The organism is Legionella sp. 39-23, assembly GCF_001897665.1.
Lineage (GTDB): Bacteria > Pseudomonadota > Gammaproteobacteria > Legionellales > Legionellaceae > Legionella > Legionella steelei.
Genome location: NZ_MKTO01000040.1, coordinates 32,073 through 47,163, shown reverse-complemented (window position 1 = coordinate 47,163; position 15,091 = coordinate 32,073). Strand labels below are relative to the sequence as shown.

The following is a 15,091-nucleotide window of genomic DNA, read 5'->3' as shown; positions in this document are numbered from 1 at the left end:
TCGAGCACCGAAGCGCAGCATACATCAAGTATGTGAGCATCGGAACACAGGGAATCAGGGCATTTTGACCAGGATAGTAGAAATGGAAACAGCCCTAAGCAAGAGAGTCAAATGGGACGATTAGGACATATCATTTTCTGGATCTTGCTTGTCGTTATTTTAGGCGCTTATGCCGCCTTTATAACGTTTCATCTCGATTATCCTATATGGATCGGCATACTTATTTTCTTTGCTATGCTCTTGGCATTCATTATTCTCGACAGCATTACTTGGGCTATTAGGAAGTGGTATAAAAAAAGAAAAGCTGCGAAAGCCAAAGAATCCGGTGAAAAAATTGAGACCGAAGGTTTGCGCCTCACTTTAGAAAACGCGCTTAATTATATAGAAACAAATCATATTGCCGGTGGAGCAAAACGTTTCTGGCAAATGCCCTGGATAATTTTTTTTGGCAAAACAACCATTCTCATTTCAAATGGGTTGAAGCTACATACCCATTTTATGGTGGGGGATGCGGAAGATGAAGCGCTGCAACGAAATCAAGTTTATGTGCTCGACAATTTTGCTATCTGGTGTGTTGATGCAGAACTCTTTGAAACAAACACCTCAAAAAAAGTAGAAAAACAATGGCTAGATTTTCTTAAGCACATTAAGAGTCAGAAAAAAGCCATTACCCCAGTCGATCAAGTGGTCATTGAGCTGCCTGCCTCTAAGCTTTTAAATGGCGATAAATCGGACATTGCTCATCTTGCGCGAACCTTGAAAGATCGCATTGATCAAGTCAGTCTCCTCACCGGCTATCGTCAACAAGTACTGTTTTGCATCACGCGTTGTAATGAATTAGATGGTTTTCAGGAGTTTGCAGGACTTATGCCTGAGCGTTTATGGACGCAAGCAATGGGATATATTGTTGCGAACCCACTCAAGGATTCCACATCAACTGAGCCACTCAAATACCTCAGCAATCGTGCTGAAGAAGTCATTGATATTGTTTTATACGAGACACAAAAACCAATAGATGTCACTGCATTTAATTTCCCATTGACCGTGAAAAAGCTCAAAGAAAATTATTCGCGTTTTACCAATTTATTTTTTGCACCTTCAGCTTATACTGAACCAGCGGTATTACACGGGGTTTATTTGCTTGGTGAATATCAAAATAATGGCTCGGAAGAGAGCGTTTTTTACTATGATTTTATTGATCAAATTCAGCTCTCGCTGATACGCCCTATGTCCTTATTAAACTCCGAAATTAAACAACGAAACAAACGGAGATGGGAGTATTTAGGAGCCTGGTATTTGGTGGGTGCAGTTGCTGCTGGCTATCTAATCTATGTCTATAATGCGACGTCCAATCGTTTAGTGGAGCTGATAAGGCCGCTACCCAAAAAAGAATCCTTCTCTGATCAATTAGAACAAAACCTACTGCAGTTCGGCGATTATCATACGTTGATGAGCCAACTTGATCTCTTTAGAAATCAGTTGCAAATTAAAGTATTGCCTTACCGAGGAGGCTTAAATCGATTATATGCTTATTACAGCCAACAATTTGTTGATAATTTTAAACAATATATCTTAACGCCTCTTGATAGTCACATGGAGCAAATGCTTGCTCATGGGGGTCTAACGGATATACAAAAAGCATATTTAGTCCAAAACATGGTAAGTCGGATTAATTTAATTCAAGCAAAGATAATAAGCGGAGTTAGTCCTAACACAATCATGCAAATGCCCGATCCCCAAATAAAATACCTGGGGTACAACCGCCTACCCGAACGCTTCCTCAATACGTTTGGTCCATTATACAAAGATTATGTCATTTGGAATTCAAACATGGAGCAACTACGAGTTGAATCAGGTAAACTAATTCTATGGCTTGATCAATCACATATTTTGTCATCGGATTTACGATGGCTGCTGGCGTGGGGTAATACTCAAGATGGGGTGTCTGAAATTGGCTTAAACAGTTTCTGGGTAGGCTCAAATGTTGTTAGAGATTATCTCATCGCCCCTGCATACACCAAAGCAGGATTTGCAGCCATTCAGTCGTTATTGGTACAAATTAATCATGCCTTACCTCTATATATCGACATTAGTGCTCCCAAAAGTAGTTTTGAACTGTGGTATGCCGCAGCACGGCTCACCGTGTGGAGAAATTTTGCGCTCAATTTCTATAAAGGGACTAAAACACTAGCCTTCCAATACGAATGGGATCAAACTTTTAATGACATGCTGCAGTCCAGTAGTCCTTATAATGCCTTCTTACAAGAATTAGCATCAGAGTTTCAAGGTAAACTACCATTTACAACACCTCATTGGGTTAAGCTTGTTCTGCAATTCTCCGATCTAATGGTGTACAGTCATAGTAGCGATAAGGGTATCGAGTTTAAGCAGCTTTCTGACCTGATGGCTGACTGGATGAAGAAACTCCAAGAAAAGCCTTCTCAGTGGAAAAATAATAACGTCGACAATAAAAATTCCGCGAGCGTTGGTCCCAATAACATGTTCAACAGACCCCCTAGCGTCGCGAATAAATTAAACTTTAATACTCAAGTGAACGCGGTGAAGTCCTATATGAGATACCGTGATTTATTAAAGCAACTTTATAAGGAACCTTACGTACAATCAGTTAAGGCTTATATGACGGCTAGAGAGTTGTATTTGAGCCAAATTGAAGTAGACAGGCAGTCATCTGTAGTCATGCAAGCGTATCAAGCCCTAGTCGATATGAGACGCTCATTGGAGCATTTTGATCAACTTGATGCATCTAACCCTTTTTGGATGCTGATGCGGGGACCATTGGATTATTACATTGACTATACCAATCGTTTTGCCTCTTGCTTTGTACAACAGAAGTGGCTCGATGAAGTGTATCTACGCACGATCGCTTTAAGTGGTGAAGAGTTGAATCAGACATTATTTGCTAAAGGCGGCTTGGTGTGGATCTTTAATGACAAATATGCCCTTCCTTTCGTCAAACAAATAGGAACACGTTTCTTACCCAGATATGTGTTAAATCATGAGTTCCCTTTCACTGACCAATATTATCAATTATTAAACTTTGGGATGAGAATTAATGAGGACATGGAAGCGCTAAGCCATATGAAACAAAAACCCGAAGAAGGCTCTCCTGTTGATTTACTGGTCTATTCTCAACCTACAAACTTAGATGTCAACGCGACCACACTTCCTTATAAAACAGTATTACGCGTTGAATGTAAAGACAAGCAATATACATTAGAAAATTATAACTACCCATCAGTGGAAAAAATTTCTAATTGGAAACTGGATAGCTGCGGGCCTACAGAGATTTCACTGTACTTTGCTGGCGCACGATTGGTCGTTCAGTATCCTGGAAATGAAGGGTTTTTGCACTTTTTACAGGATTTTAATACCGGCGTAAAAAGCTTTCATCCTCAAGACTTTCCAGAACATGCTAAATTTTTGCAAGCAAACAAAATTGATAAAATGCGCATCAGTTATTACGTTAAAGGTGGCGGTGACATTATGTGGCAGATTGAAAAATACTTTGCCGCACAAAAAGACTTAAGAGTAGCACAACAAAATCTCGCACATGTAACTAAGCTCCCAAGAACCATCACTAATTGCTGGGCGCAGGGAGAATACGATGTTTAGAGCTGACTCCATACACACGTTAGGAACAAATCCTATTCCTGGATTCAGCAAAGCAGGCCAACAATGTTATGACTTTGCTCAGTACACCCTGATTCGTAATGAAATTCAAAAACTATCAAGAATTGGCCAGTCATCTGACGTTGATTGGCCGCGTATTAGCGATAATGCAATTGAGTTGCTGACCTATCATACTAAAGACGTACAAATCGCCACCTATTTAGCATACAGCTTATTTCATCAATACCAATTTAAAGGACTCGCAGCCGGACTAGCATTTCTTGTGGATTTCGTTGTCAACTTCTGGGAAGACGCATACCCACAAGGGCGTTTGCAAGCAAAAATTGAATCGTTAAACTGGTGTGCGACACAATCATTAAGTCATTTATCGCAAATGAAATTAACGCTTGATGATGAGGAGTTTCAGCAACAAATTATCCACACCTTAAAAAAACTCGAGAGTGAATTGCTTGCGCGCGCGGTAAATATCGATCTTTTTGCCAATTTGCGGGAAAAAATAGAATCAGCGAATACTTTTGCTCCACAAGTCATAGAGCACAAGGAGCAACCGTTTATTGAGTTGCACGAATCCAAACAACAAAAAGCATCAAATATCCATTTAGAGCCTGCCTTACTGATATTAACTCAATCCGCACGAGAACTCATGGAAAAGGATTCATCCAATCCCTATGCCTACTATTTAAATCGGGTTGCCGCTTGGGGGGGAATCAATGCCATACCTTATAACGAAGAGGGATTAACCTTCGTCAAACCACCCGAATACTTTAATCTAGAGCGTATTAAAAAAGTTCAAAGTACAGGAAATTTAAGTGACATAGTCGCCACAGCGGAAGACATAATACCGCAAGAGCCTTTTTGGTTAGACTTAAATTTGATTAGCTTAAATGCCTTGAACAAACTCGATAAAAAATTTAATCAGGCTTATGAAGCCGTCAAACTCGAGCTAATTCATTTTATAAATAGAATTCCTGGTATTGAACAATTAAAATTTAGCAACAATACCCCCTTTATCAGTGAAAACTATGTAGAACAAATCAATCAGCTCATGGCAAAGAAGATTCCTCTGGGCATGGACAGTGAAAAAACTTTATCAGTCATCGAGCAAAAGCAACTGCACGAGATAAAAGAAGTCATTGCGCAGTTGGACAAGAAAAAAACACCTACACACATCCACCAACTTGAATTGCTTCGTAAAGACGCAATCAGTGATAAGGTGAAGTTATTCGCTTACATGACCGTATGTGAGTCATTGCTTGCCGCAAATGAGTACGCCATTTTAAAACCCTATACTGCATTTATTGTTGAACTCATTGAGCAACATCAATTAGTTACCTGGGAACCAAGCTTAGCTTTAGATGCTCTTATTTTGACTTATCGTTGTATGAAATTTTTGAAAAATAATAGTTCCGCTCAAGAGTTGGAGCATGTCTTTTCACTGATTACGAAGATGGACATCAAAGTGGCAATGGAACTTGCACATATCTAAGCCTGGTGAAATGAAGTGAAACCCCACTTTCGGCCCTTCGAACCTGCACCCAGGCTATAGATAAACGTGCTCATTGGATTGGAAGCTTATCTTACGCCCAAGGCTAACTGAGCTAACAGACAAATACCATTAGCAAACATTCCAGCAGCATATCCCATACTTGCGGACTGGCTGGTCACAGTGAGCATGCTTGGAAGTCGAGAAGGCCCAGGCAATAAAGCATCGGCTACGCCATATAAAAAACCTAAGGTATTACATGCCTTATCAAATGTGGAGCTGTCGCCTTGTGCTGCTTTATAGGCTGTTTCTTCGGCTTTTTCAGCTGCGCGCTTAGGTTTTGGGCCTACCGTGCTTTCGTATAATCCAGCATATTCAGACGCAGCCTTCATTGCCTTTTTGCCTACAGCAGTGCGTCCCAAGTCTGCTTGATGGTTCGCTAGATCAGCAGCAAATTGTCCTCTGGAATAATTGTCAGGCCAGGAGCTAATTTCATTTTCGGGCAACTTAAATGGCATCGGCGCCTTACTGCGTATCAGTGTATTAAGTAGAATCATAAAGTACATATCCGCTATTTTCTTATTTGATTCGTTATTTAATTTTATTTGCGCCCGAACATCTTGGGGTTTCTGTCCTTCAGAAATTAAACGCATAGCCTCTGTTTCTTCAGGACCCCATGATTCTCCTGGCAACATTTCATCGGTTACTTCTTTAAAAATTTCCTCAAAATGAGAAGAGGCACGCATATCGCCAAGGTCTTGTTTAAAATACTTTGGGTCTGTAGACATAGTTATTTACCTCTGTGGCTCTAATTTGCTTTAATTATAGTATAATTTTCAGACAATCCATGCTCTTTAACAAAAGGGATTAATTGCATAAAATAAAAAATTTATTGCACTAAGAGCATGAATAATAATGAAAACGTATAGAAAAGAATTGTGGTTTCATCTTCCCGAACGGATGGGGTTTATCAATATAACCGATAAAGTACAAGAATGTTTAAATGACAGTGGTATTCAAGAGGGATTCGTTTTGGTGAATGCAATGCATATCACCGCCTCCATTTTTATCAACGATGATGAAGAGGGACTGCACCAAGATTATAAAAAATGGCTGGAACACATTGCACCTCATGAGCCTATATCACATTATCAACATAACAACACTGGAGAAGATAATGCCGATGCCCATATTAAGAGACAAATTATGGGTCGTGAGGTAGTAGTCGCGATTACCGCAGGAAAACTCGATTTTGGACCTTGGGAACAAATTTTTTATGGCGAATTCGATGGACTTCGCGATAAACGAGTTTTAGTTAAAATTATTGGTGCCTAGTCAAACGCTGGGCTCATCAGCCAGCCTACGTTTATTTAGTCATTTTTTGTCAACGAATTAGCTAACACCTACAGGAAGGACAGACTCAATGGCTCTTTAATCCAATTTTAAGAACGACGCGTCATGGGTGGGAGCAATAAGTTCTTCTTTAGTATCTGAGGCAAATAGCCCAAGGCAGCGACAATCCCGGCCAGTAAAGCGACGGCCCCGGAAATCGCCATAAACTCACCGAGCACGTGTATACTGATTGTATCTTCCGGAGGATATTCCAAAAAAGTTAATGTATGCATTCCTGGACTGTAGATGAAGTTATTTTGTATTTCTAAATGTCTGCGTTTATCAAACAAAAGTAGTTTCTTTGCTTAAAGAAAGGTTAATTATTATAATAAATGATCTTTACTTGGTCAAAAAACCACGAAGGCAAGATTCAGAAAATAAATAAGATAAAATTTATATTATAAACATGATACTTAGCAAACCCCATCAAGAAAGTCTGCACACACGGTGCAATTATCTATTTTTCCCTTTTATTTCTGTGTATTATTCCCAACTACTTTGCGCCTATTTTAATAAAAGGGGATTTTTATGAAGCATCTTGTAAATAATGTCTTACGTACAAAAAATATGGAGGCGTTGTTAAGCGCCATGGGTATTCCCTTAGAAAACACCAAAGTTGCTTGCAAAGATGAGCGTGTCATTTTTAGCCCAGGAACCACAAAAGAAGCAGAGGCTCTGGCCGCAAATTTGCAAAATCTCCTGCAAAAAGATACGGTAAAACCAGCGCTTCGACGAATGACCATTACCGAGTTGCTTGCTGAAGACATTGCGAATGCAATAGATACCTCAAAAGATGAAGCACATAAAAAATCCTGCTTAGCCCTATTAAATGTTTTGCAACTCACAGGACAGCTGGACGAGCAACAGGAATACATTAACATCCAACTTCCATCTATTGCTTATGCACCATTATTTGGTTCTCTAAAATATCAGTACATGAGCATCGAAGGGGAACAGATCAAATTTAACATCAAAGAGTTTTTAAAAGCCCACCAACAAGAACTCATTTTAATTGATGGCCCCTCACCCCAACTATTTGCCCATTCAGAATCTTTTGAAAGTAAAAAAGTGTTTTATGCACAGAGAAAAATAAGTGAAGATACAACTGAAGTAACACCTTACTTTTTTGTACCGGACACGCTAACACCACCAGCCTATCATTTTGTTTTGGACACCAGCGGAAGCATGGAAGGAGCGCGTTTGACGACATTGAAAAAGAGTGTTATCGAATTGGCGGACGCCTTGTTTCAATTCCAACCGGATGCAGTAATTCACATTACTGAATTTAACAGCATAACGCGAAAAGTGGGTAGTTATCGAAAACAAGATTTTGCGCTACTCTCACAACATATCAATGGTTTATCGGCTAAAGATATGACACGTCTTTTTGGTACTGTTGCCGAGCAATTATCTGCTCTGTCTCAAACAACACAGCATAATAATATTTTATTATTTACTGATGGTGGCAATACCATAGGAGATGATGCAAGCCAAATAAAGGCACTCGAGAAAATGGTTGCCTCCTTAGGTGATGCTACTTCTTTACTGCGCGTGCGTAATAAATTTTTCATTCTCAGTTATGGTACAGCGCAACCCGATATTTTACGTCAAGTAGCAGAAGCATTCGGCTCACCAGTACTTGAGACCAACACCATTGATTTTACTGCTGCCTTATCTGAAAAAGGGAAATTACAGGAATGGGCAGCTGCTCGAGAATTATTCACCTGTCGTTTAGAAATTGCTGACAGCTCGAGCCAAAATGCTCAAGCAGAAGAATACGTCCGCTCTTATGATCTGTCTGGTCAGTTTGTTGCGTTAAAACCGAAACAGTACAAAAATAATGAAAGTCTGCATTTGACAATCACCGACGGTAACGGCAATACCTTGCTGGATGATCAAAGATCACTTGCGAAGAAAGCAACGGGGGCAGTTCTATTGCCAGGTAGTGCGAAAGCGGCAGCTCAGCTTGGTGTGTTCCCATTGCCAAACACCACTGTAACAAATGCTCATACTGTTTCAGAAGCCCCAACCTTTGTATAACTGTTCATGCCCTACAGGCCAAGGAAAAGGCCTGTAACCTTCATGTGATGTCGCAATCGCAAAGAGCCAAAAAAACCTATATTGGAACAAACTCTATAAATAAGTCAAAATAAGCACTTTAGCTAATTTCAAAGTACGGATGTATTAAAGGATCGGCAATTGAACTCTAAGAATAACGTCAATGAACATGATTTGTTTGGCAACACAATTATTTATCGCACCCATGATTCTTGGGGCGATATTTTTGTCATGGATAGAGGAAGTATCCGCGCACTGAACTTCGACCCAGTCTATGATCAAACCGGTATCTACCTTCAATACCCACATATCCCTGTGCATGAATATACACGCGTGATGTTGTTAGCTCTGGCATTTATTAATCCAACGCATATCACTTTATTGGGATTGGGCGGAGGCAGTTTAATTCACTGCCTGCATTTTCTCCTGCCTGAGTGCTCGTTGTTTTGTATTGAACTTCGTGAAAAAGTCTATGATGTGGCAATGGATTTTTTCCAATTACCCGCAGCCAAAAACATTGATATATTAATCGCGAATGCGCAAACCGCAATCAAATTTCAAAAAAGTAACAACACGCAAATCATTTTTGCTGATATGTATCTCGATTATGGGATGGACTCATTTCAAATCCAACAGCAATTTATAGAACAAGCGCATCGTATTCTGGATAATACGGGTTGGCTTGTGATTAATTTTCACGAGCTTCCTGAATGGAACTCCGACTTTATACAATGCGTACGAGAATATTTTGCTGAGCTCTTTATTTGTCCAACGATAAGCGATAATTATATTTTATTTGCCAGTAAGTTATTTGTAGGTGATTTGCATTTAGACAATTATCAAAACCGCCTTGCTGAATTAGAAAATAAACTCAATATCAAATTGCTACGCTTATTAAAAAAAGTGAAACGATATACACATGGTGCATGAGTTACATCGCTATGAACATCTGTATTTTGGGTTCTGGTTCCGCTTCAAAGCGCACCGCAAGTCTTAAGTCCCTCAAATTTTTTATTTCTAAATGCGCACTAGCAAACAGCTTGGAAACAGGATGTTCCGCAGAAAGATCAATATAAATCATTAATCTTTAAACCAAGATTCCTTTGTTAATTTTAAGCACTTGGAGCTAGTGGCTCTAATAATTTGAAACAATTGGCTATTTTGCGGACCAGAAAACATAGGGAAAAACCCCATGCCTCCATGACGATATTCTCGTTGTATGTCTTCTTGAATGGTATTTATCACGTCGTGGTAATGAAGAAATTTTGCTAAGGGGGTTGTCAAGCAATGCATGTTTTCACCTAATTGCTTTAATTGTACAACCTGAGCGTGTCTGCTCCCCCTTCTTAGGGAATATGCTTCAACTTGATTCAATAACGATTTCATCATGGACTCTGTATCAAAAGTCAAGATGAGATTGAGCCCTGCGCTAAGGAGCTTAATGCGCGAATTTGCTTCAGAAGCAACAAGTTGACGCCATTCTTTACTCACGTTTCTTAATGCTTTCCAGTCTTTAAGCGGAACCTGCTTCAGGATTTCAAACTTTAATTCTCTGGGCAAAAGGTTGATCAATGTGGTGTTCTTTGCTAAGAAATTTTTTAAGTCCGATATCTCAAGGCGTTGATCATGAATAATATTCAAACTAAGCGCAGGTTGATTGTGAGCAATGTATGTAAGAATAATGTTTTGTAAGCTGTCAGGAGTCTTGGTCTTTGCCACAGATTTTGCCGGATTTTCCGATTTATCTTGCACTATTACATGACGTTATAAAAATAAAAATATTATATGTTATGGTCTTTTATGAAACAACCTAGTAGAAGACATAATAAAAAATATAAGTGTATAGGTTATAATATTGAGATAAGGACTATTTTGGACTAGACGAGGGATACTATGATCAAAGGCGCCGAACTCTTAGTTGCCGCTCTGGAAAACGAAGGTGTAACACATATCTTTGGTATTCCTGGCGAGGAAAATCTTGACGTTGTTGAAGCACTTCGCAACTCGTCCATTAAACTGGTGTTAACCCGACACGAACAAGCGGCGGCATTTATGGCGGCAACCTATGGTCGCTTAACCGGTAAAGCAGGGGTTTGTATCACCACACTTGGCCCAGGAGCCTTAAATCTCACAACGGGCGCGGCTTACGCTCTTCTAGGCGCGATGCCCATGATTATGATTACCGGGCAAAAAGGTATTTTATCATCACATCAGGCGCGATTTCAGATGGTCAATACTGTGGCAACGATGCAACCCTTAACCAAAATGTCGCGACAAATAGTCGCTCCTTCAATGATTCCCACCATAGTGCGAGAAGCATTCCACTTAGCACAAGAGGAAACCCCAGGCCCAGTGCATATAGAGCTCCCTGAAGACATTGCCGCTGAAAAAACTAAAAAAGTCCCACTCATTCCCCCGCATCCTGTTGAATACCCCGTCGCAAGTGAGGAAGCACTCAATCGTGCTGCCGAAATGATTATGAAGGCAAAACGCCCGCTGGTTATGCTTGGTGCCGCAGCCTCGCGGCCAAGAGCGACCAATGCACTTGCTCAATTTATTACGCGCACGCAGATTCCTTATTTCACAACCCAGATGGGTAAAGGAACTGTTTCTGTCACAACAGACCTTTATATGGGTACCGCGGCCCTTTCCGAACGCGACTATGTTCATGAAGCCATAGAACAAGCTGATCTCATTATTACCATTGGCCACAGTACAGTAGAAAAACCGCCGTTTATCATGGGGCCTCATCTGAATGTCATTCATGTCGGTTATCAATCTGCTACCGTAGAACAAATTTATTTTCCCCAAGCCGAGGTCATTGGCGACATGGGCCCCTCATTAAAACGACTTGCAGATAAGATAGAAGGCAAAATCCCGCATGCCAATGCGCTTCTTCCTTTGCGAGAAGGTATTTTGAGTAAAATTACTGCTCGCTCTACCGAAGATCGCTTTACACCACAACGTATGGTCTATGATGTTCGGCAAGTGATGCCTCGCGATGGCATTCTTGCTCTAGATAATGGAATGTATAAAATCTGGTTTGCCCGTAACTATCGCACACAAATGGCAAATACTATTCTTCTAGACAATGCACTTGCGACCATGGGAGCCGGCCTTCCCTCCGCCATTATGGCTGCAATATTGTATCCTGAGCGTCGCGTGATGGCTGTGTGTGGCGATGGTGGTTTTATGATGAACAGCCAAGAATTAGAAACCGCTGTTCGCCTTAAATTAAATCTTGTCGTTCTGGTGATCGAAGACCATGCATTTGGCATGATACGTTGGAAGCAAGCGGTAGATCACTTCCCCGACTTCGGCATGACATTCTCTAATCCTGATTTTATTCAATATGCCGAAGCTTACGGAGCGCGTGGTACACGCGTCGAGAAGATTGAAAATTTTCAATCCATTTTGGAAAACGCATTCAATACTGGCGGAGTACATCTTGTCATTTTCCCAATTGATTATTCAGAAAATAAACGGGTGCTCGTAGATGAATTACAAAAAAGACTGCCGCCAGAGAAAAAGGGAAAATCATGAACAAAACACTACAAGTAGTACATGCCTTTGATCGGACATTAATCAAAGAAATTCCTACCGATGATGCGCAAGCACTGGCAACAAAGCTTAAAACCGCTGTTTCAGCGCTACATCATCGCGAAGCTTGGCTTAAACCTCACGAACGCATGGCCATCCTCAAACGTGCGGCCCAATTATTAGCATCCAACCAAGAGCGCTTTACCAAGCTGATTGCGCAAGAAGGCGGAAAGCCTTTTACTGATGCAGCAATTGAAGTGACGCGTGCCATCGATGGCTTAAACGATGCGGCAGAAGAACTACGACATTTTGCAGGCAAAGAAATTCCTATGGGCCTTACCACCGCAAGCGAACATCGTTGGGCATTTACGATTAAAGAGCCCATTGGCGTCGTGGCAGCTATTTCTGCATTTAATCACCCCTTAAATCTCATTGTGCACCAAGTGGCTCCCGCAATCGCTGTAGGTTGTCCAGTAATCATTAAGCCCGCAACGACAACACCTTTATCATGTCTGGAGCTTATCCTCTTGCTTCGACAAGCAGGCCTTGCTGAAGAATGGTGTCAAACCTTCATTACCGAAGACAATGCCTTAGCTGAACAATTAGCGACAGATGAACGAGTTGCGTTTTTAAGCTTTATTGGCTCCGCTAAAGTAGGTTGGTACTTACGCAGTAAACTTGCACCAGGAACTCGTTGTGCCTTGGAACATGGCGGTGCTGCTCCGGTAATTGTTGATCGCAGTGCGAATTTAACACAAACCACCCAGGCGCTTACTAAAGGTGGCTATTATCATGCGGGACAAGTATGTGTTTCAGTACAGCGCATTTTTGTTCATAAAGGGATTATTTCTAAGTTTATGGATGAATTCGTAGAGCGCGTCAAATCTCTGCGTGTTGGCGATCCTCTTTTAAAAGAAACGGAAGTAGGACCACTGATTCTCCCCCGTGAGACGGAACGCGTCGTTTCTTGGATTGATGAAGCCGTAGCAAAAGGAGCAAAACTCTTTGGAGGGGGACGCCTTTCTGCAACGACATTAATTCCCGCAGTACTATTCAATCCCCCTACTGATGCCAAAGTATCCCAATTGGAAATTTTTGGCCCAGTAACCTGTGTTTATGAATATGAGCATATTGACCAGGCAATTCAAAGTGCAAACGCATTACCTTTTGCCTTTCAAGCCAGTGTATTCTCCGAAGAGTTAACACCTGCACTCAAAGCAGCAGAAGGCCTTGAGGCCTCTACGGTACTCATTAACGATCATACCGCGTTCCGTACCGATTGGATGCCCTTTGCAGGATTAAAGCAATCTGGCTATGGCATAGGGGGAATACCGTGGACGATGCATGAAATGTCCAAAGAAAAAATGATTGTGCTGAAAAAAAATTGACTTAAAGCAGTGGCCAAGATTTTTTAAAACATAAAACTAACGCCACGTCCAAAAGTATGTATTAAAATTTTCCCAGTTGGCCCCTGAGTCTTTTTCCAATTTCCATATCAATGGCAAAATCTTTAGTAACCAGAAAAATTAATTCTGTATCTAAATTGTATCCAGCGCCCTGATTCGGTGCTGCGTGCGTTTGGCCAAATACCTCAACATAAAGTTGTAACCAATTTTGCGCATACCAAGTAAGGCTTACATCAGGACTAAATGTGTTAAAACGCGCGCCGCCAGCTGCACTGGGTGTACTTAAAGAGGATATTGACACCATAGCGCAAATCTTAATCACTTGTGTTTTAAACGCTAAAATACCATTAAGTGCATATCCATCACGTGCGGCTCCATACTCTTTGCTTCCTGAAGCAGGAATGTACACTGCTCTTGTCGCGACATTCCAGTATTCGCTATAGGCAATATCATGTTTTAACGCCAATTGCGTACTGGAAAGCCCCGAAATATTTATATAAGAATTTATTTTTTCGCAGGGAAGGTAATGCTTAACTCACTAAGCCAAGCTAAACCAAAATGAGATTTGTGCGAGCTCATATCCGACAACTCGTAGCTTTCCCCCTCCTCATATCCATATTTAATGCAAAAAGTATAGCTTAATAACAATCGTGATGTTAAAGACCCTCGGTCTTAAGAAACTCTTTAATATTTTTTATCGTTAATTCCCCCTTCGTTCTTAGTGCTTCCTTGGTATTAAATCCAATATGTGGTGTTGCAATCAGATTGGGGGCATCAAAAAGACTATAATCCGTGGGTAATGGCGGCTCAATATCAAATACATCTAATGCCGCACCCGCAATCAGCTGTTGCTCTAATGCCTGTTTGAGAGCAGCACTGTTGACAATTGGGCCTCTGGCACAATTAATTAAATAGGCTGTTTTTTTCATTGTCGAGAGTAAGTCTAAATTCACCATTCCGCGAGTTTCGTTGGTGAGCGGGACATGTAAAGTGACAAAATCGGATTGGGAAAATAAATCTTCTAGTGTGACTTGGGCATTCATATCATAAGTAAGAGTGTGCATTTGAAATGCGCTAGCAAGTCTTTTGACCTCCGCCCCGATGGCGCCAAAACCCACAATACCTAATGTCTTATTTTTTAATTCAGTCCCAGTATTGGTTACTGCTTTTTGTCTAATATTTTTATTATTAGCAGGAATATTACGTGCCAACGAAATCATAAGCCCCAATACCAGTTCAGCTACTGCAGTATTTGCATACCCCGCCGCGTTCTTCACAGGTATCTGTCTTTGTTGTACCGCATCGGCATCAACATGATCGATTCCCGCAAATGCAACAGCAATAAATTTTAACTCAGTTGCTGCCTGAATCACCTTTGCAGATAAAGGACGATTGGTGAGTACAATAATGTGCGCGTCTTGTACTTGCTCGATTAATTGCTCGTCAGACCAGTTACGACTGTCACACTCCGTCACTGTGTACGCAGATAATTCAGACTGAATTTCCTTACTGGGAATACCTATAGGTTCAATTATGGCTATTTTCATTTTTTAGTCCTTCA

General features: G+C 40.9%; 13 protein-coding genes. 7 read left to right on the top strand and 6 right to left on the bottom strand.

All coding sequences use genetic code 11. From position 1 onward, the window contains the following. The first annotated feature begins 111 nt into the window (after positions 1-111). Positions 112-3,633: a type VI secretion protein IcmF/TssM N-terminal domain-containing protein gene (locus BGO44_RS15465; protein WP_273201245.1), complete on the top strand. Its 3,522-nt coding sequence runs from the start codon at positions 112-114 to the stop codon at positions 3,631-3,633. After that, on the top strand, positions 3,626-5,137 hold the full coding sequence (locus tag BGO44_RS15460) for a TssA family type VI secretion system protein (protein ID WP_273201248.1): 1,512 nt from the start codon (positions 3,626-3,628) through the stop codon (positions 5,135-5,137). Before BGO44_RS15465 ends, BGO44_RS15460 begins: the two co-directional genes overlap by 8 nt. A gap of 86 nt (positions 5,138-5,223) precedes the next feature. On the opposite strand, the gene BGO44_RS15455 is transcribed toward BGO44_RS15460, so the two are convergent. Beyond that, complete coding sequence (locus BGO44_RS15455) at positions 5,224-5,922, bottom strand: hypothetical protein (protein WP_058511122.1); 699 nt, start codon at positions 5,920-5,922, stop codon at positions 5,224-5,226. Between the two features lie 127 nt (positions 5,923-6,049). Between BGO44_RS15455 and BGO44_RS15450 the strand changes: the two genes are divergently transcribed. Beyond that, positions 6,050-6,469, top strand: coding sequence for a secondary thiamine-phosphate synthase enzyme YjbQ (locus BGO44_RS15450; protein WP_273201251.1), 420 nt, complete (start codon positions 6,050-6,052; stop codon positions 6,467-6,469). Positions 6,470-6,576: 107 nt separating this feature from the next. Here the strand turns inward: BGO44_RS15450 and BGO44_RS15445 are convergent, their stop codons facing one another. Next, the gene (locus tag BGO44_RS15445; protein WP_273201253.1) at positions 6,577-6,816 is read right to left on the bottom strand and encodes a hypothetical protein; all 240 of its coding nucleotides are present in this window, start codon (positions 6,814-6,816) and stop codon (positions 6,577-6,579) included. A 238-nt stretch (positions 6,817-7,054) separates the two neighbouring features. On the opposite strand from BGO44_RS15445, the gene BGO44_RS15440 reads away from it, so the two are divergent. Both BGO44_RS15440 and BGO44_RS15435 read left to right on the top strand, forming a co-directional pair. After that, positions 7,055-8,566, top strand: a complete 1,512-nt coding sequence (locus tag BGO44_RS15440; protein WP_273201256.1) for a vWA domain-containing protein — start codon at positions 7,055-7,057, stop codon at positions 8,564-8,566. Between the two features lie 159 nt (positions 8,567-8,725). Continuing rightward, positions 8,726-9,514, top strand: coding sequence for a class I SAM-dependent methyltransferase (locus BGO44_RS15435; RefSeq protein ID WP_058511125.1), 789 nt, complete (start codon positions 8,726-8,728; stop codon positions 9,512-9,514). A gap of 1 nt (position 9,515) precedes the next feature. On the opposite strand, the gene BGO44_RS15430 is transcribed toward BGO44_RS15435, so the two are convergent. Then, a complete protein-coding gene (locus BGO44_RS15430; RefSeq protein WP_273201259.1) occupies positions 9,516-9,665 on the bottom strand; it encodes a hypothetical protein in 150 nt (49 codons plus the stop codon). Then, entirely contained in the window at positions 9,665-10,303 is a 639-nt protein-coding gene (locus BGO44_RS15425) for an F-box protein (protein ID WP_273201260.1), read from the bottom strand. The genes BGO44_RS15430 and BGO44_RS15425 overlap by 1 nt, the downstream gene beginning before the upstream one ends. A gap of 174 nt (positions 10,304-10,477) precedes the next feature. On the opposite strand from BGO44_RS15425, the gene BGO44_RS15420 reads away from it, so the two are divergent. After that, positions 10,478-12,127 (top strand): acetolactate synthase large subunit, encoded by a 1,650-nt coding sequence (locus tag BGO44_RS15420; RefSeq protein WP_273201262.1) that lies wholly within the window; start codon positions 10,478-10,480, stop codon positions 12,125-12,127. Continuing rightward, positions 12,124-13,512 (top strand): aldehyde dehydrogenase family protein, encoded by a 1,389-nt coding sequence (locus BGO44_RS15415; RefSeq protein ID WP_273201265.1) that lies wholly within the window; start codon positions 12,124-12,126, stop codon positions 13,510-13,512. The genes BGO44_RS15420 and BGO44_RS15415 overlap by 4 nt, the downstream gene beginning before the upstream one ends. Before the next feature lie 61 nt (positions 13,513-13,573). Here BGO44_RS15415 and BGO44_RS15410 read toward each other — a convergent pair whose 3' ends face one another. Further along, a complete protein-coding gene (locus tag BGO44_RS15410) occupies positions 13,574-14,020 on the bottom strand; it encodes a transporter (RefSeq protein ID WP_353743541.1) in 447 nt (148 codons plus the stop codon). A 166-nt stretch (positions 14,021-14,186) separates the two neighbouring features. Next, the gene (locus BGO44_RS15405) at positions 14,187-15,077 is read right to left on the bottom strand and encodes an NAD(P)-dependent oxidoreductase (RefSeq protein WP_273201269.1); all 891 of its coding nucleotides are present in this window, start codon (positions 15,075-15,077) and stop codon (positions 14,187-14,189) included. Positions 15,078-15,091: the final 14 nt, after the last annotated feature.

What these genes read in the sequence shown, in the direction of transcription:
- BGO44_RS15465 (WP_273201245.1), top strand. Translation starts at nt 112, where the DNA reads ATGGGACGATTAGGACATATCATTTTCTGGATCTTGCTTGTCGTTATT.
- BGO44_RS15460 (WP_273201248.1), top strand. Translation starts at nt 3,626, where the DNA reads ATGTTTAGAGCTGACTCCATACACACGTTAGGAACAAATCCTATTCCT.
- BGO44_RS15455 (WP_058511122.1), bottom strand. Translation starts at nt 5,922, where the DNA reads ATGTCTACAGACCCAAAGTATTTTAAACAAGACCTTGGCGATATGCGT.
- BGO44_RS15450 (WP_273201251.1), top strand. Translation starts at nt 6,050, where the DNA reads ATGAAAACGTATAGAAAAGAATTGTGGTTTCATCTTCCCGAACGGATG.
- BGO44_RS15440 (WP_273201256.1), top strand. Translation starts at nt 7,055, where the DNA reads ATGAAGCATCTTGTAAATAATGTCTTACGTACAAAAAATATGGAGGCG.
- BGO44_RS15430 (WP_273201259.1), bottom strand. Translation starts at nt 9,665, where the DNA reads ATGATTTATATTGATCTTTCTGCGGAACATCCTGTTTCCAAGCTGTTT.
- BGO44_RS15420 (WP_273201262.1), top strand. Translation starts at nt 10,478, where the DNA reads ATGATCAAAGGCGCCGAACTCTTAGTTGCCGCTCTGGAAAACGAAGGT.
- BGO44_RS15415 (WP_273201265.1), top strand. Translation starts at nt 12,124, where the DNA reads ATGAACAAAACACTACAAGTAGTACATGCCTTTGATCGGACATTAATC.
- BGO44_RS15405 (WP_273201269.1), bottom strand. Translation starts at nt 15,077, where the DNA reads ATGAAAATAGCCATAATTGAACCTATAGGTATTCCCAGTAAGGAAATT.